This is a genomic window from Ornatilinea apprima (assembly GCF_001306115.1).
Classification (GTDB): Bacteria; Chloroflexota; Anaerolineae; order Anaerolineales; family Anaerolineaceae; genus Ornatilinea; species Ornatilinea apprima.
The window spans coordinates 115,805-139,076 of the sequence record NZ_LGCL01000026.1; the positions used below are offsets into that span (position 1 = coordinate 115,805).

Consider the following 23,272-nt stretch of genomic DNA (forward strand, 5'->3'; position numbering starts at 1 on the left):
CTTTCAAAAAAAGGATGAAAGGCTAATTCCTTTCAGAAATTGTATAACGCATCATCGGCCGCGTAGGCGAACGGCGTGCCACCTCCACAAATCCGGCCTCGAGAAAGCTGCTGGCTGTACCGTGGTAAGCAAACGCGTCCGGATAGGTCCGGTCACTCAGGTCCACCGGATAACCTTCAACGATTTTCGCTCCATGCTGCGCGGCAAAACCTACCGCGGCTTTCAGCAAACAGGTCGATATTCCTTGCTTGCGGTAAGCCTTGTCAACAAAAAAGCACACAACCGACCAGACATCTTCCTGATCAAGCGGTCGCAAAACCCGCGAGCGTGCCAATCGTCCGTACTCCGCGCGCGGAGCCACCGCTACCCACCCTACTGGTTTGCCACCAGCATACGCGATCAGGCCAGGTTCCGTGCCTTCTTCTACTATTTGCTTGAACGCAGCCCGGTTTGCTTCGCCTTGCTGCTCAGTGAACTGCCGGTGAGGCAAGCGGAAGAACATGCACCAGCAACCGCCATCCGCTCCACGTGGTCCAAATAATTTCTCCAGGTCTTCCCAGCGATCAGGCGTCAGCGGAAGTATTTCCAATCCAACCTCACTCGTGGACATGTTGATCTCCCTATTTGTAGATCACCACCAGCGGATACTGCCCTTTCTCGCCAAAGTAACGCGGATAGCGCTCCTCCAGCCAGAATAGCAGCCTCAGCCACAATTTTCCAGCCAGTTTGCTATGGATCATGGCTCGCAGCCAGCGCACGCTCACGCTACGCCACACGAACACCTCAAAGCGCCGCCCGTCCACGCTCTCACGCAGCCAGTTCATGTCCTGCTTGTGGATGAACGTACCCACCGGCTTCTTTTCCGCGTCTGGGGCAGTCTTGCCGTTGGCTTTTTCTTCGGGCTTGCCGTCTGGTTTCTGCGCCAGCTTTCCCAGGCGTTCCATCAACCGCACCAACCACAGCGAACGCGCCATCAGGGGCGAATACGTCCAGCCGTTGACCACCACACCACTGCGCCCAGGCATCAGTACCCGGTACAATTCCGCGTAGGCTTTGGCTTTATCTTCAAAGGGTAAATGGTGCAAGGTATGCAGCGACACCAGCCCATCAAATACTTCTTCCTTGAAAGGCAAGTTGGCCACATCCGCTACCACAAACAGACCATGTTCACCGATGCGCTTGCGTGCTTCTTTCAACGCCACAATCGAGATGTCTACGCACAAGCGATGCTGGTAACCAGCCGAATAGGTCAGATATTCCGGGTATTGAATCGGCCCCGACCCCGCGTCCAGCAGGTACTTGCCCTGGCTACGAATGTGCCGGTTGACGCGCAGATGGCATTTATGGATATATTCCCTCGAGACGGGGCGCAGGTCTTCATAGCGGGCGTTCTGGTAGAAGCCTTCCGACTCCATCTGCCACCCCACCTGGTTATAGAATTGGCGAACCTGCGCCTTTATTTCCTGCTCGCTCATTCTTCCTTCACTTCCTTGATCTGCGACCAATCCATCGGCTCACCCACCAGGTAAGAGAGCGTCTGCCCGTACGTTTCCAAACCGGCCGGCGAAAGCACATCGGCAATTGAGCGCTTCTCATAGTCTTCCCACATGCGCACCAGGTGCCAGGGGAAAGGCCGGGGAAATTCAAAGAAGAAGCGATAGGCATACGCCCAGGCTTTTTCCACCTGCTCGCGCGTCAGGCGGCTGGCTTTGGGCTCGCGCAAAATGCGTCCCACCATCTTGAAGTAATTCACCCACGAATCGGGATCATGCGTAAAGCCGCGCTCGCGGTAATGGGTTTGCCCGGCTACAATCACTGGCCGGCCGCTCATTGCCATTTCCAGCCCGACTGTGGTGGTGTACACCAGCCCCAGATCAGCCACTTCCACTAAATCATAGGTGTTGATTTTCTCCGAAGGCCCGATCAGATGAATATGCTCCGGTAGTTCCGGCGAAAGGTTTTTCACCACATCCACCATCGACTGGCCGTGAATCAGCAGTTCGCCGGGGTGCACGCGGATCACCAGCTGCACGTCTGGGCGCCCGATGAAGTATTGCACGGTGCGGCTGATCCAGTTGGACATGCTCTGGCTGAAGACCTGCCGTCCCAACGTCAGGCTGTCCCCCAGCACATTGGTCGCCAGCAGCACGATGGGCCGCTGGTCCAGGCCCAACTGCGCGCGCACTTTCTCACCGCCTTGAACCGGGGTATCCTGCCACAAACGAGAAAAATTCTGCCACAAGTCGGCTCGCTGCCGCGCGGCGAACATATCACGCACTTTCTGCAATTGAGCATCTGTCAACTGCTCCTCACTGCGCGCCGTCCACAGATCGTCAGTCTCCTGGCGCATGATCTCGCGGTTCTGTCCCACCCAAATGCGCTGGCGCTGATCGCCAAATTCATAGGTGACCACATCAATGCCCATGAATTTTGCCAGGCGGTAGATCACACCCAGCTCCATAATGGTTCCATTGGGAATAATCACCACATCGGGCTTGATATGCCGCAGCACCGCCATGCCGATCTGCGCCGCTTCCAGGTTGCGCTCGTAGCGAATTTTATAAATTTCGCTTTCCGGGTCAGCTTCTTCCACCTGGAGGGTATACTGGGTATCGTACTCGCTCACCTGGCGCACGGCTTCCATCATTTTTTCAGGCAAACCCCGGCTGGATGTGCGCACATTCATAAATGAAATGGTTTTCATCACCGGGTGCGCAAGTTCCAGCACTTTGCGCGCGTAAGCGTTCTGCCGCCGCAGATCAAAGCGGTTAATCGGTTTCTGCCAATCGGAATGCGGAATAAAACCGAGGGTAACCTCATGCCCCTGCCCGGCCAGGGTAATACCCAGGGCGGCTGCGTGTTCAATCCAGTAGTGCAGGGTGGCAAACACAAAGACCTTCTTGCCTTGCGGCGCGCTCTCGCGCAGCGCGGCCGCGGTTTGAACCATTTGCGGCAGGTTACTTTGCAGATTCTTGAGCGAAAAACGGCTTTTCAGCGGCTTACCGCGCTGGCGGAAAAGCCAATAAAGTTCAGCCGTAAAGGGCATTTCACCCAGGATCGTTTTCAGAGTCTCTTTTGTTGTCGCTGTCATCGCGCTTACTCAGCCTCAATCTTCCATTCAAATCTCGGGCGTACGGGTCCCAGGCGCGGTTCCGGCCACTGCATGCCCGGCGCGCCGGCTGCGTCCACATTAAAGGTGATTGCCTGGTCATCCTGAAAATAGCGCTTCACCCGGTAAGAACTGGCATTGATTCCCAATGCGTAACGGCCTTCGTTTAAGAAGTCGGGCGGCACAACACAGCGGCTGGTGTAATGTCCCGGCTGGCGCACCGCGTGCTGCTCAAAAAGCCCGCTGTCATCGGTGTCAAAACTGGTGAGGATATATTCGCCCCGCACCGTCATCAGGTAAAGCCCCACCCGCAAGCCGCTGATCGCCTGCTCAATTTCGTATTCAATTTCAATCTGCACCGGCTCGGTCGAGCGCAGCGTGTCTTTTACCTGCCCCTGCCCGTTGAGGACACGCACCGCCATCGGTCGGAAGGGATACGCCGAATCGGGCACTTCATCCGCTTCCCACACCCGCTCGCCTTCTTGCGACAGGCCGCGCGACAGGTAAAAATCCACGGCTTCCGTCGATGGCGCGCGCAGCACCACGTTCCCCTTGTCAATCACCATGGCTTCCTGGGTCAGGCGCAGCACCGCGGACATATTGTGGCTCACAAACAATACCGTCCGCCCGGCCTGGGCCACATCGTTCATTTTTCCCAGGCACTTGCGCTGAAATTCCGCATCGCCCACGGCCAGCACTTCGTCAACCACCAGAATTTCCGGCTCCAAATGCGCCGCCACGGCAAACGCCAGACGCAACTGCATGCCGCTGGAAAAGCGCTTCACTGGTGTATCGATAAACTTCTCCATTTCAGAAAAAGCCACGATTTCATCAAACTTGGACTCAATTTCATCGCGGTGCATACCCAGAATCGCACCGTTGAGATACACATTCTCTCGCCCGGTCAGCTCAGGGTGAAAACCGGTGCCCACTTCCAACAGCGACCCTACCCGCCCGCGGATCTCAGCATAGCCTTCGCTCGGCTCCGTTACCCGCGACAGAATTTTCAGCAGCGTGCTTTTCCCGGCTCCATTGCGTCCAATGATGCCCAGCACTTCGCCCTGCTTTACCTCAAAGCTCACACCGCGCAGCGCCCATAAAACATCCGGGTCTTGCTCACCAGAGCGCAGGCGGCGCGTGGCGCGCTCAAAACCGTCGCTCAGCGATTCGCGCAAGGTGCGGTACTTCAACTGTGGGGCCCCAAGACGGTATTTTTTTCCCAGGTTTTCCACCCGAATTGCGATGTTACTCATAAAGTTCTTTCTCCACCGGTTAGCGTTTACACCATGTCCGCGAATTGACGTTCCATGCGCCGGAAATAGATCATGCCGCTGATCAAGGCAAACAAAGCCACCGCGCTTGAGATGATTAAGCGCGGGCCGGGCGCGCCCTGTTCGGTGCCCAGGAGCGCCCAGCGAAAGCCCTCTACAACCCCAGCCATCGGGTTTAACGCATAGACCAGTTGCCATTTTTCCGGCAGCAGGCTGGCCCCGTACGCAATTGGAGTGATGAACATCCAGAACTGCGTCAGGAAAGGTGTGATGTAATTCACATCACGGTACAGCACATTGGCTGCCGAAAGCCACAACCCCACCCCAATCGAAGTGACCAGAGTGAGCAGCAGCAACGGAATGATCGTCCAGGCGTTGGCCGTCAGCCCATACCCGTAGTAGAACATCAGCCCCACCAAAATCAGCGACGCGATGAAGAAATCCACAAGGCCGGAAAGCACCGATGACAGCGGCAGAATGACCCGCGGGAAATATACCTTGGTGATCATGTGGCGGTTGTTCACCAGCGAGCGGCTGGCTACCGAGAGCGCATTGGAAAACAGCGTCCAGGGCAGCAGCGCGGTGTATGCGAAAATGGGATACGGAACACCATCCGAGGGCACGTTGGCCAGGTCGCCAAAGAAAATACTGAAGACGACCATTGTTAGAAACGGATTAAGCACCGCCCACAGCACGCCCAGCAACGTTTGTTTATACCGCACCTTCAGGTCTCGCCAGGTGAGGAAATACACCAGCTCGCGAAACAGCCACATCTCTTTCAGATCCAACGCTGAGAGTGCTTTTTTCGGCCGGATTACCGTAATGAAGGGGTCTTTTTTAATGATTGGTTGATTATTCATGAATCACATTCTATCCAGCCCCGCGGGGGAGTTCCCCGCGGGCAGGAGGGTTTAATGGTTTTCCCGGTACCAGGCAATGGTTTTTTGCAGGCCTTCGTCAAAATCGACCTTGGCCCGGAAGCCAAAGCGTTCCCAGGCGCGCGAGGTATTCAGCGCGCGGCGCGGCTGGCCATTGGGCTTGGTCGTGTCCCACACCAGTTGGCCTTCAAAGCCCACCTTGGCAGCAATCATCTCTGCCAGGTCTTTGATGCTGATTTCATAACCAGAGCCCAAGTTGACCGGGTCGGACTCGTTGTACTTTTCAGTTGCCATCAGAATGCCTTCGGCGGCGTCTTCCACAAATAAGAATTCGCGGGTCGGAGAACCATCGCCCCACACCACAATTTCTTTCGTGCCGGCCGCCTGCGCTTCCACGCACTTGCGAATCAGAGCCGGGATCACGTGTGATGAAGCCGGGTTGAAGTTGTCGCCCGGGCCGTAGAGGTTCACCGGCAGCAGGAAGATCGAATTGAATCCATATTGCTGGCGGTAGGCTTGCGACTGCACCAGCAGCATCTTTTTGGCAAGGCCGTACGGCGCGTTGGTTTCTTCGGGGTAGCCGATCCACAAATCGTCTTCGCTGAACGGCACCGGTGTAAACTTGGGGTAGGCGCACACCGTTCCAATGGCGACAAACTTTTCAACACCACGCTTCCAGGCTTCGTGCATCAACTGCACACCCATCATCAGGTTGTCATAGAAGAACTCAGCCGGGTGCTCGCGGTTGGCGCCAATGCCGCCCACATGAGCCGCCAGATGAATGATCACATCCGGTCTGGCGTCATCCAGCATCTGGCAGATGCTTTCGCGGTCAACCAGATCGTATCGGTCAATCGTAGGCACGAAGACCTCCTTCGCCCCGCGTTCCTGTAATTTTCGAACAACAACTTTTCCTAAAAATCCCGCCCCTCCGGTTACACAGAACCGTCGTTCACTCCAGAAATTCGTCATCTTTTTTTCGGTCCTTTCCATTCTGAGATCAAAACCTGCGTGTTATTCTGGATTGCTGCCTGATCGGTTTTGCAAATCTGCCAGGCGATCAGGAATCACGGCGCTGCCGTCTCCCCAATCGATGAAGACCTTCAGCCCGCGAATATGCAAAACCGGAGAACCGTCCTGGTGTTCGGCCACATCAAAACCCTGTTCCAGCGCGGTTAAACGGCATATTTCAGCCACATCGCCTTCTCCCTCCAGGCAGATGGTCTGAATACCATTTACTTTTACTTTAGCCAGAGCCTCGGTCATGCGCTGGCGCACCAGGCGATAAAGCTGAAAAGAAGATTGGATATAATCAATTGTCAGCCGGGCGCGGAGAGCGATGCCTTCGGGCGTGATGATATAGCGCAGTTTACGCCGCTCAACCCGTTGGACTTTCACATATCCTTTGGAGATTAACCGCTTAATGTGCCAGTTAATCGTGCCGACTGCGACACCGAGCTGGTCTGCCAGCGAGGCCTGGGTGGCTTCAGGTTCCACCTCAATTCGCTCAAGAATGACCAGATCGCGTTGATCGTTGGTTAATGTTCCCATAGAGCCTTTCAATATTCAACAATTGAATTATAACCGCAGAACGGCATAGGTCAAGGCTCGCCGCGCCTTCAGCCCCCACGCGTAGGTTAATAGTTGGATAAGAGTAGGCTATATGCGTGTATCAGATTCGGCTGGAACCGGGTCTTAATCCCCTTTACGGAAGCCATCGCCCCAATCATTACCGCGCCGCTCAACTGCCGGGTTGGGCTGCGGAATGCACGGAAACGGATCATACCAGCATTCCGTCCAGGCCTCTTCCGCCGCGCACAGCACCGTTCCGTTGACAATCTCGCACGGTTCGCTGGGCAGTACGCGGTAGGCCAGCGGCATGACCAAGCGCTGAGTAAAGCTCTTGGCCTCAAATGACTGCGCCAGAAACAGCGCCTGATAGCCTGCGATAGCCAGCGCGGCCAGCACCGGCATGGGCTTCATTCCCATTATATTCACTTGCGAGAGAATCCCCAGCGGATACACCAACGGCAGAGCGAATAATACAATCAAGTATCCATACCCAAAACGAAAGTCCGGGGCGGTCAACAGCCAATAAACAAACCCCAGGTACACCAGCGCGGTCAGCGGCAGCAGCGCAGAGATTTCATCCCGGTCTTTTCGGCGGGTGATGCTGGCCCAGGCATATTCAACCCCCATCAGCAGCGGCGCGGCGGCGGCCGCGAACAGAATCAGCCGGCGGTTGAGGGTGATATCCTGGTACCACATACGCAGCCACTGCGCCAGCGGCATGGCCAGCACTTCTTCACGGTCGAGGCGCGGCAAGCGCCCCCAGGCCAGCACCGCGCGTTGTTCAGCCAATACATCTGTCCGCGGAATCTGCCAGTCGAAGCCCAGGCCGGGCACGCCCGGCACCGGGTAAACCGGGTAACCAGAGTAGATGATATTGCGCGCCAGCCACGGCGCCAGAACCAGCGCGCCCATGACAACCCAGCTCCCCACAGCCGCTTTATCCCGCATGCCGCGAATGAAGATCAACAGAGCGAAAACCAGCAGCGGCGCGGCGCTGAGCTTGAGCGTGATGGCAAAAACGCTCATCGCGAACAGCACCACGTCCAGGCTGCCGGGCTTTCCTCTTCGCTCCAGCCACCCCGCGGCCAGCATCCAGGCCAGCAGAATCACTGGCAGGTCAGTCCCCGGCGACGAAATCTCTGCCCCCAGGATATAAAACACCAGCGGCAGCAGCACCGCTTTCAGAATATTGGCCGGGCTTGCCTCTCCGCGCAGCCAGCCGGCCAACCCACCGGCGAACAACCAGAGAGTGATGAAAACCAGCGCGGCCGGCAGCAGGTGAAAAGACTGCAGCCCTAAAAACGCGAAGCTGAACAGCGCGTTCGCCACCAGCCAGCTCGAATTAAACGCGAAGCGCCCGTGCAGGTTTCCCAAGCCGGGCACAGCCGCGAAGCTCTCTATCCAGCGAATGGCCTGCGCGTGGTAAATTCCCGTATCGGGATTTAACGAGTTGTGCGTGGCATTCTCCAAAATTCCCAGCCCGGCCAACAGCAGCACGCCCCCCACCAGCACCGGTAGTTGAAGTTCACTCCATTTTGGATAAAAACCGCTTTGCTTGCCGCCCAAAACGCCAATCACCAGCGCCCCAACCAACACCAGACCCAGCGCCGCGCCTGAGAGCGGCATCACCAGCGAAAGCAGCGAAGCCAGGCTGGTAACCACCACCCAACCCAGTAAAACCACCCAGGCCGGGTGAGGAGCCGCACCGGTAGAGCCGCTTAATCCCTTGTGCGCCAGCCACAGGCTGCCGCGCCCATACAGATAACAAACCACCGTGAATAAAAGAGTGATCAGGATTGCAGAGATCATGATTGTGGCTCCACCAGATAGATTTCCAATACGGGCTGCCCGGCTGCCGCAAACACATGCACCGGTTCAAAATGCTGATTCACATACTGCGCCTGCTCATTCCAATACCCTGGCCGGCGCAGCAGCATCACATAGAGGGGCTGCTTCTGTCCCAACAGCGATTCGAGGTCATCGGCGTGAATCACGCGCAGGTCATCACGCAGCCACAGCGGCGCGGTCATGTCCACCAGATAATCGGCTACCAGCACGTAAACCAGTCCGCCTTCCGGCGCGTTTTGATTCAGCCAGTCCATGCCCAGGCGGTAAGAAGACGCCCAGTAATCGGTAACCTCATTCTCGCCAAAGTGCTGCCGCGCGCCTGCCACCCCACCGATCAGCGGGCTGTAATAGATATAAACATGGGGGAAGAGTGTCAACCCAATCCAAACCAGCGAAACCAACCATCCGGCCGCAATACCGGCCAGCGCCCAGTTGCGCCGCCGCAGATCTTTCACCTGCTGCGCCAGCCACTGCGCCCCAATCCCGGCCAAAATCGCCGCCGCGGGCACATATTCCATGTAGTGGCGAATGCCATCAAAGTTGACCATGCCCGGCATGGAGATGCGCGCAATCGGAAAGACCAGCCACACCAGCAGCAGCCGCCATTTAGGGCTTTCTTTGCGCAGCATCATCCAAACACTCACCGCCATCCCGATCAGCAGAAAAGCCAGCATCCACAAAGGGATTGTCGTCAGGCTGTGAATCAGCGGCTGCGCGCTCCAATCTGCGCCCCCCGCGCGCCCTCCCTGGCTGAGAATAAACTCAAAATACTTGCGCACCGCGCTCACCGGGTTGTTCTGCACATACACAAACGGCCAGCTTGCCACATACAATGATAGCGCGGTAACGCCCATCAGAACGTATTGCCAGGCGTCGCGCAGCCAGAATGGGACCGATTCTTTCCAGGTTGTCGCGGGCAGCTTCACCTGCCACAATCCCAGAATCAGAATCAGCGGCGCGAAAGCCGCGTTGGCCTTGGTGCCCAGCGCAGCCGCGAATAAAGCCCCCACCAGCAGCGCCCGCCCCGCGTCCTGCCGCTTCAACCAGGTGTAGTACGCCATCACCAACAGGCCAAACCAGATTGTTTCGGGAATATCCTTGGGGTTAAAGTGCATGTCGCCCCAAAAACGCGGGAAGAAAGCCAAGAAAAACACACTGAACAGCCCCGCGGTTGCGCCCCACTCCTCGCGCACAAAGCGATACAGAAACCACAAAAACACGCCCGCCAGAGCAATCTTGAAAACATGAAACGCGTCCACCGCGTCCATCCAGCCCAGCGTGTAGCTCAACAAGTGCATGCTGGCCGCCGAGAGCGTGTCGGTTACCGGCGGAAACTCATGTGGAAACTCGCGCATGGGTGAAAGGAACAGGTTCAACGGCCGGTTGTGGATCGGCAGCTCCGCTTTGAAGTCCACAAAACTTTCGCGGAAGGTCGTCAGGTAAAACAGGTAGCGCTCACCAAAGAACAGGTTCCCCAGGCCTTCATCCCAGGTCAGCCCGTAGAATTTCAAAGTTGCCACCCCGCTGATCACGAAGACCGCGATCAGTCCGATCGCGGCCCAAGTTGCCCTTTGTTTGTGCCTGGCGTGCTTAATTTCGCTGGTTTGCATCGCTTTTTACCCACTCGGTTGATTTGAGAAAATTATAACCGAGACCAGGGGAAAACCTGCCCGCGATCCTGGTACGAATTCTTGAAGATTGAAGCCCTTTCTACTATAAATAAGTATCTTACCTCAGGAGAAAACCATGCCGCACCTCTTCGAACCCTTCCCATTGCGCGGAGTCACCCTGCGCAACCGCATCGGCGTTTCACCCATGTGCCAGTACAGCTACCAAGACGGCTTCGCGAATGACTGGCTGCTGGCGCATCTTGGCGCGCGCGCCGCGGGCGGCGCGGGGCTGGTGATTGCCGAAGCTACCGCCATTGAACCGCGCGGGCGTATCACCCCCTACGATGTCGGCATCTGGTCCGACGCGCAGATCGAGCCGCTGGCCAGAGTCACCCGCTTCATCAAAGCCCAGGGAGCGGTTCCCGGCATTCAAATCGCCCACGCCGGGCGCAAAGCCAATACCGACCGTCCCTGGGAGGGCGGGCAGCCCATCTCCGCGGGCGACCCGCGCTGGTGGCAGACCATCGGTCCCAGTCCGCTGGCTTTCTCGCCCCGCCACCAAACGCCGCAAGAGATGTCTGTTCAAGAAATTCAATCCACCCAGGCGCTCTTTCGCCAGGCCGCCCGCCGCGCGCTGGATGCCGGTTTTGAATGGTTGGAGCTGCACGCAGCGCACGGCTATCTGATTCACAGCTTCTATTCGCCGCTCTCCAACCAGCGCGCGGACGCTTATGGCGGCAGCTTCGATAACCGCGTGCGCTTTCTGTTGGAGACCGTGCAAACCATGCGCGCCGTCTGGCCGGAACGCCTGCCCTTCACCGTGCGCATCTCCGGCACCGATTGGGATGAAAACGGCTGGAGCGTGGACGATTCGATTGCGCTCGCTGCCCGCTTAAAATCCGAAGGTGTCGACCTGGTGGACTGCTCTTCCGGCGGGAATCTCTCCAATGCCAGCATTCCATTTGCCCCGCATTACCAGGTGCCCATTGCCGAAGCCGTGCGCCGCGGCGCGGGCATTCCCACCGCCGCCGTCGGGCTGATCAGCGACCCGCGCCTCGCCGACCAGATCATCCGTCAGGGGCAAGCCGATCTCGTCCTGCTGGGGCGCGAGCTTCTGCGCAACCCCACCTGGCCCATTCAGGCGGCTCAGGCTCTTGAACAGCCCGCGCCGGTGCCACCGCAATATCTGCGTGCTTATTAATCCATTTTCCCTCTTGACAATTTTTTATAAACGCTGTATATTTACATTGTAAATATACAGCGTTTAATATTAAGAGGGAGCACAACATGTCACCCAGACCGCGCCGCAGCGAACAAATTCAAGACCTATCCGAGCAGATTCTTGCCGCCGCCTGGCAGCAGATCGCCGAATCGGGCGCGCCCGCCCTCAGCCTGCGCGCCATCGCCCGCGCCCTGGGCATCACCGCCCCGGCCATTTACAACTACTACCCCGACCGCGACGCGCTGGTTACCGCCCTGATTGTCGACGCCTTCACCTCTTTCGGTGATTCACAAGCTGCCGCTCTACAAGGCATACCCGCCGCAGATCACCAGCAGCGCCTGCATGCTCTGGGTGCGGCCTACCGCCAGTGGGCCATCGACCACCCCGAGCGCTACCATCTCATCTTCGGCACGCCCATCGCTGGCTATGTGGCCCCCGCCGAAATCACCATGCCCGCGGCGGCCTGCGCCCTGAACATTCTGATTGGCGAATTGGACGCAGCCCACCGGGCCGGTAAATTGAACACCACGCACCTGTCCCCCATCACATCCGATTTGGCCGCCATGTTCACCGCCTGGCAAGCCGAGCGGGGAGCAGCCAGCGAAGTCGCGCTGTATCAGGCCTTTTGCGTCTGGTCCGCCATCCACGGCCTGGTCTTTCTGGAAATCAGCCATCAGTTCCCGCCCATGATCACCGATCCGTCGGCTTTCTGCCAATCGGCCATCCAGACCCTCGTCCGCCAGACCATTCTCTAAAAGATCAAAGCGAGCGCACGCCCTTATTACACTATTCATCAGGAGTAACAAAATGTCTCAGAACCATCTCATTTTTGGCGCCGGTCCGCTGGCGCAGTCCGTCATGCGCGCCCTTCTCAAGCGCGGAAAAACTGTCAAAATGGTTAACCGCTCCGGCAAGCGCCCGGCGGATGTTCCCGCTCAGGTCGAGTTCCTGGCCGGCGACGCCTACAACCCCGAATTTACCCGCCAGGCAGCCCAGGGAATGAACGTTATCTACCAGTGCGCGCAGCCCGCTTATCACCGCTGGGTGCAGGATTTCCCCGCCCTCCAGTCATCCATTCTTCAGGCTGCCGCCGCGTCCAAAGCCAAATTAATCGTCGGTGAAAACCTGTATATGTATGGCGACACGAAAGGCCAGCCGATTCACGAAGGCCTGCCCAACGCCGCGCATACCCGCAAGGGGAAAGTGCGCGCCCAAATGTCCGAAACTTTACTGGAAGCCCACCGCGCCGGTAAAGTGCGCGTGGTCATCGCGCGCGGCTCTGATTTCTACGGTCCCGCTGTGCTGTCATCCACCCTCGGCGAGCGCGCCATCAAACCGCTGCTGCTTGGCAAGCCCGCCGAAGTGGTCGGCGCCCTCGACCTGCCGCACACCTACACGTATATCTCTGACTTTGGCGAAGCCCTGGTCATTCTCGGCGAACGCGATGAAGCTCTGGGCCAGATCTGGCATGTACCCAACGCTCCCACCCTCACCCAGCGGGAACTGGTTTCCCTCTTCTTCAAAGAAGCCGGCCTGCCGCCGCGTTTCTCCGTGATGGGCAAGTTCATGATGTCGCTGGGCGGCCTCTTCATTCCAGAAGCCCGCGAATCGCTGGAAATGATGTACCAATTTACTCAGCCTTTTCATGTGGATGCCAGTAAATTCATCCGCGCTTTCGGAGACATTGCCACCCCGCATGAGCAAGCTATAAAAGAGACCCTGGACTGGTACCGCCAACGCCTCCATTAACGCCGCCGTCAAAACCATTCATGTTCAGATGATGCCCCTGCCCGCCTGTGCGGCGCGGGGGCGTCTTTTCACCTTTTCGAACGCCTGAAAATTTCTTCTCCAACGCAAGACGCAAATGCTATAATCACTTTATTCTCTTTCGCTTCCAATGAGGTCTATATGCCCACGTCCATCATTATCATCGGCGCCGGTATCGGCGGATTGTCGACTGCCATTTACGCCCAAATGAATGGCTTCAAAACTCAAATATTTGAACAACATGCTATTCCTGGCGGTGTCTGCACCGGATGGAAGCGTAAGGGTTATACCTTTGACGGCTGCATCCATCACCTGGCTGGCAGCCAACCGGGCAGCTCCCTTTACCGCATGTGGCAAGAACTGGGGATTATGCCGCATCCAATCCACTATCCTGAAGACTTGATCGCCATTGAAGACACCAACGGCCGCCGCATGATCGTTTACGCCAACATTGACCGCTTTGAGCAGCATTTACTTGAGCTTTCGCCGCAGGACAAAGCTCCCATTCTGGAATTCACCCAGGCCGCCAGGCAGTTTGTCCGCCTCAACCTGATGGATATGCTTCTGGCCTCCCCCATTCAAATGCTCAAAATCCTGCCTTCGATCGGCCTGCTAAAAAAATGGACCAGCCTCACCCTGGATCAATTTGCCCAGCGTTTCAGCGATCCCTTCTTGCGCCGCGCCTTCACCCAAATCCAATACGATTTCCCGAATATTCCTTGCATGATTGCGCTTATGTTTCTCGCCGGAGTGCACAGCCGTTTCCTTGGGTTTCCAGCAGGCGGCGGATTGGAGTTCGCTCACAAATTAGAGCAGCGATATCTCCATCTCGGCGGTCAAATCCATTATCATTCTCCCGTGGAAAAAATCCTGGTTGACTCTAACGGCGGCTCAAATCGCGCCGTGGGCGTGCAGCTTTCTGATGGCAGCCAGCACATGGCCGATTTCGTTATTTCCAACGCGGACGGCTACCACACCATCTACAACATGTTATCCGGCAAATTTACAACGCCGCTGATCGAGAAGTACTACCAGAATCCCCCTGCCAATCAGGTAATGAGCCTGCATATCTCCCTGGGCGTCGCTGCTGATTTCTTGCAGCAGCCTCACGCTCTTGTTTTATGGCTGCCCGAGCCAGTCCGCATCGCTGGAGAAATGACCGACCGCCTCGACCTGGAGTTCTACAACTTCGCTCCCGAAATGGCTCCTCAGGGTAAAAGTGTAGTGAAGGTAACCTGCCTGTCTTCTTACGAATACTGGGCGGCAGCCAAAGCCAATGGGCAGGCTGAGTACCAGGCCGAAAAAGAACGGGTAGCCGAACTGGTGGTGAGCCAATTACAGCACCGCTTCCCCGGCCTTCAACAGCAGGTGGAAGTGATTGACGTAGCCACCCCGCTCACGACCGAACGCTTCGTGGGTAGTCACCACGGGTACCAGGCCTGGCCGGTTCCTGACCAGTCTCCGCTGGAGATTCTGCAAGGAAAAGGTCTCAGCCGTACCTTGCCCGGTCTTGATCATTTTTATATGGTGGGGCAGTGGGCTGGGGGGTTGGGCCTGCCAAATGTGGCTGTCATGGGTCGAAAGATCATCCAGGAACTTTGCAAGCAAACCCACCGCCCCTTTCAAACGAAGCCGCTTGATTAGTCCATTTGCGATGAGATGATGCAGAGGTAACCATGAACAAAGTATTTGTAACCCGCCAGATCCCCGATATTGGTTTGGAATTGCTTGCCAGAGAGTGCCAGTTGGACGTTTGGCCCGGCGAACTTCCTCCCTCCCGCGCCGAGCTGATCGAGCACATTCAGCCTGCAGATGGGCTGCTGTGCCTGCTCAGCGACCGCATTGATGAAGAAATTCTTCAACACGCGCCCTCTCTAAAAGTCATCAGCAATTACGCGGTCGGGTTCGATAATATCGATGTTGCCGCCGCCACCCGGCGCGGCATCCCGGTGGGCAACACGCCCGGCGTGCTCACCCACGCCACCGCCGATTTCGCCTTTGCCCTGCTCATGGCGGCCGCCCGCCGCGTCCCTGAAGCTGACCGCTCGGTGCGCGCCGGCCAATGGAAAACATGGGGACCCAAAACCCTGCTCGGCGCAGACCTTTACCAGGCCACTCTCGGGCTGATCGGTTTCGGCCGCATTGGACAGGCTGTAGCCCAGCGCGCCCGCGGCTTTGATATGCGCGTGCTCGTCTACGACCCTTCCTTCAATCCTTCCGATCTTCCCGCTGGAGTCCAATCCGTTGCCCTCGACGTTCTGTTGAGCCAATCAGACTTCATCTCGCTGCACGTGCCCCTCACCCCGCAGACTCATCATCTCATTAACGCTCGCGCCTTCGAACAGATGAAACCCACCGCCATTCTGGTCAACACCGCGCGCGGTGCGGTGGTCGATACCGCCGCCCTGTATCACGCTCTGAAAAGCGGTCAGATAGCCTCGGCCGCCCTCGACGTAACTGACCCCGAACCCTTACCGGCTGACCATCCCCTGCTCGGCCTGGAGAACCTCGTCATTGCCCCCCACATCGCCTCGGCCAGCACGGCCACGCGGGATAAGATGGCCGTCATGGCAGCCGAGAACCTCCTGGCCGGTCTCAACCAGCAGCCTTTACCCAACTGCGTCAATCCACACGTTTACAATGATTCCCATTAAAACCAAAAGGGCTGGCAGGAATTGCCAGCCCAATTGATTCGCAAATCAGCGTTATTTAATAGGTTTGCCCAACAGGGCAGCCAGCACCGGGATTTGTTCAGTGCTGACCAGCGCCAGCACCTCATCCGTGGTTTGCAAAATGGTGTCGCCATGCGGCACAATCAGGCTGCCATCGCGGATGACCGCGGTAATGGTGCAGTCATTCGGGAACTTGATATCTTTCAGAGCTTTGCCATCCGCCGGCGCGCCCGGGGCAACTTTCTCTTCAACGATGGAGAATTTTCCTTTGCGCAAGCGCAGCAAGGTCATCATATCGCCCAACGACATTTGTTCGGCTACCAGCGTGCCAATCAGTTCCGCCTGGTTCAGCGCCACGTCTACGCCCATGTCAATGGTGTACAGCCAGGCGTTCAGGGGGTTGTTCACCCGGCCAATCACACGCGGCACGCCAAATTCCAGTTTTGCCAGGCTGGAAACCACCAGATTGGTCTCATCCTGCCCGGTCGCAGCCACCATCACATCGACGTGACGGATATCGGCTGACTCAAGCACGTTCGGGTCGCTGCCGCTGCCAAAGACAATCACTTCTTTGGGCAGTTTCCGTTCCAGCCGAGAGATCATCTCTGGCCGGTTTTCAACAATTTTCACTTTATATCCCTGGTCCAGCAAGAACGAAGCCAGGTGCATGCCAACATTTCCACCGCCAACAATCATTACAAACATGGTGTTCCTCCGCTCCCTTACTGTTCCAGCATTTTCGCCAGGCGGTCAGCCGCGGAAATGGTCGTAGCAATCTGCACAATATCGCCTTTTTCAAACGCGGTGCTCTGATCGGGCAGGAAAGTCTTTCCCCGCCGGGTAATCGAGACCACCTTGATCTGACCGGCAATGACCAGATCCCGCACCGGGTGACCCACCAGAAAAGTGTTGATCTCCGCCTGCACTATCTCCACCTCACCTGATCCCAGCGTTGCGACCGGAGTGAGCTGGTTGAAAGACAGCAGCTCGGCGAGTCTCAGGCTGCCAATCGTTACCGGAGAAATGGTCTGCAGCCCCAGCCGGCGGTAAATTTCTGCTTTGCGTGGATCATAAACTCGCGCCGCCACACGCGGTACGCGGAAAAATTGCTGCGCCAGCCGCGCCACCACCACATTGGCTTCATCACTCAAGGTAACCGCCGCCAAGCCGTCCGCGCGTTCAATACCGGCTTCCAGCAAAAGCTGCTTGTCAAACCCAATTCCCACATACGTTTTGCCTTTGAACCAGGTTCCCAATTCACGAAACGCTTCCGGGTCTTTATCCACGATTGTCAGATCATGCCCGCGCATCGACAAAATATGAGATAAATTTGCGCCAACCCGGCCACAACCAATGATCAAAATCTTCATCCAACACCTCCATGTTGGTCACTCAAGCGCCAATTAAGCCGCAATTTCTTTTCTTGCATCCAATTTTCGCACTGCCCACTTGCGCAGCTCATCCATCAACAGCAACGAAGGCATCCAGGCAAACAGGAACAACCAGTTCTGTAGCGGGAATGAGTTTGTGCCGATAAAACGGTGCATAAACGGCAGGTAAACAATCGCCGCCACCACCACCAGCTCACTGAGAATACCAAACCAGATCAGCCTGTTATTCCACATTGGCCGTTTGAACACTGAGTCTTTTTCAGTGCGCTGCGCCAGCAGGTTGCCAATTTGGGTGGTCACAACCGCGCCCAGTGCCATGGCTGTCGCCGATTCATACAACGCGCCACTGGTGGGTAAATCCAGCCACTGGCCCCAATAGCCATTGGTCCAGTACATATAATAGAAGCCTGCCATGGTTGCCAGACTTTGCACCGGTCCCAACCATAAATACGAGCGCAGCAGCAAGCCTTTGGAAATCACATGCTCTGAGAGCCGGCGCGGCGGGTTATTCATTACACCTGGTTCCGGCGGTTCGGCGCCCAGCGCCAGAGCAGGGACAATATCCGTACCCAGGTCCACCGACAAGATGTGCATCACATTCAAAGCCAGCGGAATACGCGTGCGCGACAGGGCGAACAAAATGAAAGGCACCGCCTCCGGCGTGTTGCTGGTGAAAATATAAGAAGTAAAGCGTTTTATATTGGCGTAAACAGCCCGTCCTTCTTCCACCGCGTTGACAATCGAGGCAAAATTGTCATCCGTCAAAATCATATCGGCGGCTTCTTTAGCCACGTCGCTGCCGGTGATGCCCATTGCCACACCGATATCGGCCTTCTTCAGTGCCGGCGCGTCATTAACACCGTCACCGGTTACCGCCACAATTTCACCTTTTTCCTGAAGGTTGCGCACCACACGCAGCTTATGCTCCGGAGCCACTCGCGCGAAAATCACTTCATCATCAAGAGCGGCTTTCAACTCATCATCGCTCATCGTTTCCAGGTCAAAGCCAGTGATCACCCGCGCGTTTGGCTGCTTGATAATGCCAATCTTGCGCGAAATACTCTCGGCGGTCAACCCATAATCGCCGGTGATCATCACAATGCGAATGCCCGCCCGGTGACATTTTTCCACAGCCTCCGATACTTCCGGCCGGGGGGGGTCAATCATCGCGGTCAAACCCAAAAAGGTGAGTGACTGCTCTACCGCTTCGTAAGACCAATCGCTGAACTCTCCATCCAGGCTGCGCTCGGCCAGAGCCAACACGCGCAGTCCGTCTCGTGCAAAGTTATCATTGGCTTCCATGATCGCGGCCCGCAGTTGATCTGTCAGCGGAAGTATTTCTCCGCCGAACCGCACATCCTGGCACAGCTCTAATACTTCTTTCGGCGCGCCTTTCACAAAAACCTGCTTTTCGCGCCCTCGGCCTGTGATCATATGGATCGTAGACATACGTTTGCGCCGCGAATCAAACGGCAGTTCGCGCACACGCGGGTAGGCGCGCGAGATCTCTTGAAGGTTCAAACCGCCTTTTACCGCCGCCACAACCAGCGCCGCTTCGGTCGGATCGCCAATAATGCTCCACTTGGTTTCGTTCCCGTCCTCTGCGCGTGGCTCTACCAGCTTGGCATTGGAGCACAACGCCGCGCCCAACAACACACGGTCCAGATCAATTTTTAGGATTGGGTCCAGTTTTGCGCTTCCATTACGAATTTCCCCAACCGGGTCGTACCCGATCCCTGTGGTGTGTAAACTGCGCAGAGCGGCATCAGGTGTCGCGCCATTCTGCGAAATGGTCGGCAACCAGATGTTGCGCACGGTCATTTCATTTTGGGTCAGCGTGCCGGTTTTATCTGTACAAATATAGGTGGTGCACCCTAGTGTTTCGACCGCTGAGAGTTTCTTAATCAGCGCGTGGCGCTTGGCCATCCGCTGCGTGCCCATCGCCAGCGCCAGGGTAACCGTAGGCAGCAGGCCTTCTGGCACAAAAGCCACAATCATGCCCAGCGCGAAGATAAAGCTTTCAGCCAGGTCAATACCCGCAACCAGCGCCGCGATAGCGAAGAACAACACACCCATCAGCACCGCGATCACCGTAACCATTTTGGTTACATTGACCATTTCCTTCTGCAACGGGCTCAGATCAGTGCCAACCGTCTGCGTTAAATGGGCAATTTTCCCAAATTCAGTGTTCATTCCTGTAGAAACGACCACCGTTTTCGCCGTGCCAGAAACCACGTTCGTCCCGGCAAACAGCAAATTCGGCGTTTCAGTGTAGGTGGTGTTCTCACGGAACAGCAGCTCTGAAGATTTGGAAACGGGTCGGGATTCGCCCGTTAACGTGGATTGGTCAACGCGCAGGTCCGCGTGTTGGACAATCCGGCAGTCCGCCGAAACTTTGTCTCCCTCACCAAACAGCACCACATCTCCCGGCACAAGGTCTTCGACCGGGATTCTGGTTTCTTCTGCCCCGCGCAGCACCCGCGCATAGGTAGGGAGCATCATTTTTAAGGCATCGGTTGCTTTTTCCGCCCGGAATTCTTGCCAGAAGGAAAACGCGCCGTTGATGATATTCACCATCCACACCGCGATTGCCAGTTGAGGCATTTCGGCGATCAGAGCTACTACTCCACCCACCCACAACAGAATGGCCATGAGATGCGTGAAATTCGCCAGAAATTTCTTGTAAAGAGGCGTGCCCTTTTCTTTTTGAATTTCATTCCGTCCGAATTCGGCAAGCCGGCGTTTAACCTCGTCTTCAGATAAACCTGAAGGGCAGGATTGCAGCAGGGCATAAACCTGTTCAGGCGAAGACGCAGGCACTTTGGATACAACTTCAGAGATATTCGATTTTGTTAGGGTATTCATACAACGTTACTTTTCACAATCCAACACACTAAGGACAAATACGCATTGAATTGAGAAGAGTTTGGCCACGATGGCTGTTGCATTTGACAGTCATATCGTTCCCCCTGTCAAACAGATCTCGCGGGGCAAAAGTATACACCTTTATTATCAAATATCATAGATGGAACTCATTAAAATAAAAAGGGGTGCACAAGGTTTGATTGCGTTTCTCCCCCTAAAATTTTCAAAGCGGCCCTCACCGCGCAATCAGGTGCACCGCGCTGGCCTTAAAACTAATCGATACCGGTAATCCCTTCTCAATTTGCATTTCCCGCGCGGACGCGCGCGTGATGAGCGCCACCACCGGGAACCCGCAATCCACCACCACCCGCTCCAGCGGACCCTGCGGTGTGGCTTGCAGCACGCGGCCGGGCAGCGTATTGCGCGCGCTCGATGGACTGGCATGCGATTCGTGCCACAAGGTTACATCTTCGGGGCGCAGGCACAACAGCACCGCCTGCCCTACGCGCACCTCGCCAACCGCTTCCAGCACAAAGCCGTTGGTTTTCACCTGTGCCAGGCCTTCTTTCTCCCCCACAACCTCACCCTCAATCACCGTTTCAACCCCAACAAAGCGCGCGATCTGGGGGTCAGTTGGCACCGCGAACACCTGATTAGGCTTGCCAATCTGGCGGATATGCGCGTCGAGCAGCACAGCCACCCGGTCTCCCAGCAACAGCGCTTCATCCCGGTCGTGGGTAACAAATATGGTAGTCATGCTGGTTTCTTTCAACAGCCCATAAAAGTCAGCCAGCAGCCGCTCGCGGGTGGGCGCGTCCAGCGCGCTGAATGGCTCATCCAGAAATAGAACATCGGGTTCCAACGCCAGGGCACGCGCCAGGCTGGCGCGCTGCGCCTCTCCCCCCGAAAGCCCTCGCGCGCGCCGCTTCCTCAACCCTATAATACCCAACCGTTCCAGCCAGTGCTCCACCCGTTGGTGAATCACCTGCTGGGGCGTGCCGCGAAAGCGCAGACCAGAAGCCACGTTTTCTTCCACGCTGGTATCCAGCAGCAGTGCATCCTGCATCACAATCCCAATCCGCCGGCGGTAAGCCAGCGCGTTCTCGCGCGTAACCGTCTCACCCCGAAAAATCAACTTTCCTTTATCTGGCTCGATCAATTTCGCAAGCACCATCAGCAGCGTGCTTTTACCAGCGCCATTGGGGCCAATCAGCGCCAGGGTTTCGCCGTCCAGCACGTCCAGCGCCGGCGCATCCAGGGCTATTTGCCCCCCTCTACGAACGATAATTTCTTCTACCCGTAAAATGGAATCCGTCATAAGGTCTACCCTTTACCGCCGGTTGGATCTGCTTTGTTGGATGGAGGTCAGCACCAGATTCACCGCGTAAGCCAGTGCCAGCAGCAGAAGGCTCAAAGCAATAGCCAGGGCAAAATTCCCTTTGCTGGTTTCCAAAACAATCGCCGTGGTCAGCACGCGCGTCTGATAGCGCAAATTACCACCCACCATCATCGAAGCCCCCACCTCCGAGATCACGCTGCCAAAACCAGCCATCAACGCCGCCAGCAGCGGCAGGCGCGCCTCGCGCCACAACATCAGAACCATCTGCCACCGCGAGGCTCCCAGCCCCAGCAGTTGAAACTGCAGGCGTAAATCCAACTGCTGCAAGGCCGCCACCGTTAAACCGGTAACCACCGGCGCGGCAATGATGATCTGCGCGATAATGATTGCCTGGGTGGTATACATCCAGCGCAAATCCCCAAGCGGGCCGCTGCGCCACAATAAAATCGAGACGCCCAACCCCACCACCACTGGTGGCAGCGCCATGCCAGTATTGATCAGGCTGATCCAGAACTTGCGAGACGGAAACTGCCCCAAGGCAAGTAGCGTGCCCAGGGGCAGTCCAATCAGCAAACTGATACCGGTGGCAATTCCAGAGATCTTTAACGAAAGCAGAGTAATTTCAAAGACTTCAGCATCACCGCTGAATAACAACCGGATCGCTTCCAAAACACCCTGCCAGATAAGTTCCATGGATTATTGCCCCAGGCTGGCCTCGTCTTTTCCCGCGTCCGGGAAGAACAGCGGCTGGCCGAAATCCTTTACACCAAATTCCGCGATGGCTTTCTGTGTGTCCTCAGCGGTCAAGAAATCCGCGAACGCATTCGCGCCATCCTCATTGATCTCAGGCCATTTTTCAGTATTGACCACGATCACACTGTAAATGTTTAGAAGACTGGCATCACCCTCGACCAAAATTTCAAGCTCCAGGGTGTCGCGCTGGGCCAGGTAGGTCGCTCGATCGGTTATAGTATATCCGATTTTTTCTGAAGCAACCCGCAACGTTTCCCCCATGCCCTGGCCTGTCTCCAGATACCATTGACCAGCCGGTTCCACACCCGCTTTGTTCCACAGGTTCAGTTCCATTTTATGCGTGCCCGAATCATCGCCGCGTGAGACAAACACAGCCTTGCTCGAAGCAATTTTTGCCATGGCTTCCGCCGCGGTTGCCAAACCTTTGATGCCAGCCGGGTCATCCACCGGGCCAACCATTACAAAATCGTTATGCATCACCAGATCACGTCGCTGGCCAAACCCGTTCTGCATGAATTCCTTCTCAGAAGCCGGCGCGTGAACCAGCAGAACATCTGCGTTGCCCTCTTGCCCCATTTGCAGCGCCTGGCCGGTGCCCACCGCCACCATTTTCACCTGGTAGCCAGTTTGCTCCTGGAACATGGGCAGCAGCGTGTCCAGCAAGCCCGAATCGCGTGTGCTGGTTGTCGTGGCCAGAATTAATTCCGAATTTTCTGTCGCTGGGGCTGCCGCTTCCGTAGGTACCACCGCATTGCAGCCCGCCGCATAAACCATCATCAAAATAAGCAAAACTGAGATAAATTTCTTTATCATGGCGTTACCCTTCTTGTATATTTGTATCATATCAATTATATATTCTTCTTTTCAGGCAACAAGATGACAGAAATCACCTCCGCCTTATGCCATTTTCACCCGCAGCTTATAGAATGCCCACCGCAAAAAAACAGCCGGGGTTGTTCTTGGAATATCCCCCAA

General features: G+C 56.4%; 20 protein-coding genes. 5 read left to right on the forward strand and 15 right to left on the reverse strand.

All coding sequences use genetic code 11. The annotated features are described in order from the left end of the window. Positions 1-22 precede the first annotated feature (22 nt). From ADN00_RS12195 to ADN00_RS12235, 9 genes are all read right to left on the reverse strand, one after another. Positions 23-610, reverse strand: coding sequence for a GNAT family N-acetyltransferase (locus ADN00_RS12195; protein WP_075063269.1), 588 nt, complete (start codon positions 608-610; stop codon positions 23-25). 10 nt (positions 611-620) lie between these two features. Continuing rightward, positions 621-1,475 (reverse strand): class I SAM-dependent methyltransferase, encoded by an 855-nt coding sequence (locus tag ADN00_RS12200; protein ID WP_075063270.1) that lies wholly within the window; start codon positions 1,473-1,475, stop codon positions 621-623. Next, a complete protein-coding gene (locus ADN00_RS12205) occupies positions 1,472-3,091 on the reverse strand; it encodes a capsular polysaccharide export protein, LipB/KpsS family (protein WP_075063271.1) in 1,620 nt (539 codons plus the stop codon). Before ADN00_RS12205 ends, ADN00_RS12200 begins: the two co-directional genes overlap by 4 nt. A gap of 5 nt (positions 3,092-3,096) precedes the next feature. Further along, positions 3,097-4,362 (reverse strand): ABC transporter ATP-binding protein, encoded by a 1,266-nt coding sequence (locus ADN00_RS12210; protein WP_075063272.1) that lies wholly within the window; start codon positions 4,360-4,362, stop codon positions 3,097-3,099. 26 nt (positions 4,363-4,388) lie between these two features. Further along, positions 4,389-5,240 (reverse strand): ABC transporter permease, encoded by an 852-nt coding sequence (locus ADN00_RS12215; protein ID WP_075063273.1) that lies wholly within the window; start codon positions 5,238-5,240, stop codon positions 4,389-4,391. Between the two features lie 51 nt (positions 5,241-5,291). Beyond that, positions 5,292-6,230, reverse strand: coding sequence for a GDP-L-fucose synthase family protein (locus tag ADN00_RS12220; protein ID WP_082390110.1), 939 nt, complete (start codon positions 6,228-6,230; stop codon positions 5,292-5,294). A 42-nt stretch (positions 6,231-6,272) separates the two neighbouring features. Continuing rightward, positions 6,273-6,809, reverse strand: a complete 537-nt coding sequence (locus ADN00_RS12225; protein WP_075063275.1) for a winged helix-turn-helix transcriptional regulator — start codon at positions 6,807-6,809, stop codon at positions 6,273-6,275. 144 nt (positions 6,810-6,953) lie between these two features. Beyond that, a complete protein-coding gene (locus ADN00_RS12230) occupies positions 6,954-8,639 on the reverse strand; it encodes an LIC_10190 family membrane protein (protein ID WP_075063276.1) in 1,686 nt (561 codons plus the stop codon). Further along, the gene (locus tag ADN00_RS12235) at positions 8,636-10,288 is read right to left on the reverse strand and encodes an ArnT family glycosyltransferase (RefSeq protein ID WP_075063277.1); all 1,653 of its coding nucleotides are present in this window, start codon (positions 10,286-10,288) and stop codon (positions 8,636-8,638) included. The genes ADN00_RS12230 and ADN00_RS12235 overlap by 4 nt, the downstream gene beginning before the upstream one ends. Before the next feature lie 136 nt (positions 10,289-10,424). Here ADN00_RS12235 and ADN00_RS12240 point away from each other — a divergent pair, with 136 nt between their 5' ends. The 5 genes from ADN00_RS12240 (at position 10,425) to ADN00_RS12260 (ending at position 15,931) form a co-directional block, all read left to right on the forward strand. Then, entirely contained in the window at positions 10,425-11,489 is a 1,065-nt protein-coding gene (locus ADN00_RS12240; protein ID WP_075063278.1) for an NADH:flavin oxidoreductase/NADH oxidase, read from the forward strand. 86 nt (positions 11,490-11,575) lie between these two features. After that, entirely contained in the window at positions 11,576-12,265 is a 690-nt protein-coding gene (locus tag ADN00_RS12245) for a TetR/AcrR family transcriptional regulator (protein ID WP_075063279.1), read from the forward strand. Positions 12,266-12,317: 52 nt separating this feature from the next. Then, entirely contained in the window at positions 12,318-13,259 is a 942-nt protein-coding gene (locus tag ADN00_RS12250) for an SDR family oxidoreductase (RefSeq protein ID WP_075063280.1), read from the forward strand. 159 nt (positions 13,260-13,418) lie between these two features. Next, positions 13,419-14,921, forward strand: coding sequence for a phytoene desaturase family protein (locus tag ADN00_RS12255; RefSeq protein WP_075063281.1), 1,503 nt, complete (start codon positions 13,419-13,421; stop codon positions 14,919-14,921). Between the two features lie 32 nt (positions 14,922-14,953). Next, the gene (locus ADN00_RS12260; RefSeq protein WP_075063282.1) at positions 14,954-15,931 is read left to right on the forward strand and encodes a 2-hydroxyacid dehydrogenase; all 978 of its coding nucleotides are present in this window, start codon (positions 14,954-14,956) and stop codon (positions 15,929-15,931) included. 51 nt (positions 15,932-15,982) lie between these two features. On the opposite strand, the gene ADN00_RS12265 is transcribed toward ADN00_RS12260, so the two are convergent. From ADN00_RS12265 to ADN00_RS12290, 6 genes are all read right to left on the reverse strand, one after another. Further along, positions 15,983-16,654: a potassium channel family protein gene (locus ADN00_RS12265; RefSeq protein ID WP_075063283.1), complete on the reverse strand. Its 672-nt coding sequence runs from the start codon at positions 16,652-16,654 to the stop codon at positions 15,983-15,985. Between the two features lie 17 nt (positions 16,655-16,671). Beyond that, positions 16,672-17,319, reverse strand: a complete 648-nt coding sequence (locus ADN00_RS12270) for a potassium channel family protein (RefSeq protein ID WP_075063284.1) — start codon at positions 17,317-17,319, stop codon at positions 16,672-16,674. A 33-nt stretch (positions 17,320-17,352) separates the two neighbouring features. Continuing rightward, positions 17,353-20,205: a cation-translocating P-type ATPase gene (locus tag ADN00_RS12275; protein ID WP_075063285.1), complete on the reverse strand. Its 2,853-nt coding sequence runs from the start codon at positions 20,203-20,205 to the stop codon at positions 17,353-17,355. A 235-nt stretch (positions 20,206-20,440) separates the two neighbouring features. After that, positions 20,441-21,523 (reverse strand): ABC transporter ATP-binding protein, encoded by a 1,083-nt coding sequence (locus ADN00_RS12280; RefSeq protein WP_075063286.1) that lies wholly within the window; start codon positions 21,521-21,523, stop codon positions 20,441-20,443. 12 nt (positions 21,524-21,535) lie between these two features. Continuing rightward, on the reverse strand, positions 21,536-22,237 hold the full coding sequence (locus tag ADN00_RS12285) for an ABC transporter permease (RefSeq protein WP_075063287.1): 702 nt from the start codon (positions 22,235-22,237) through the stop codon (positions 21,536-21,538). Positions 22,238-22,240: 3 nt separating this feature from the next. After that, entirely contained in the window at positions 22,241-23,110 is an 870-nt protein-coding gene (locus ADN00_RS12290; protein ID WP_152966340.1) for a substrate-binding domain-containing protein, read from the reverse strand. Between the last annotated feature and the right edge of the window lie 162 nt (positions 23,111-23,272).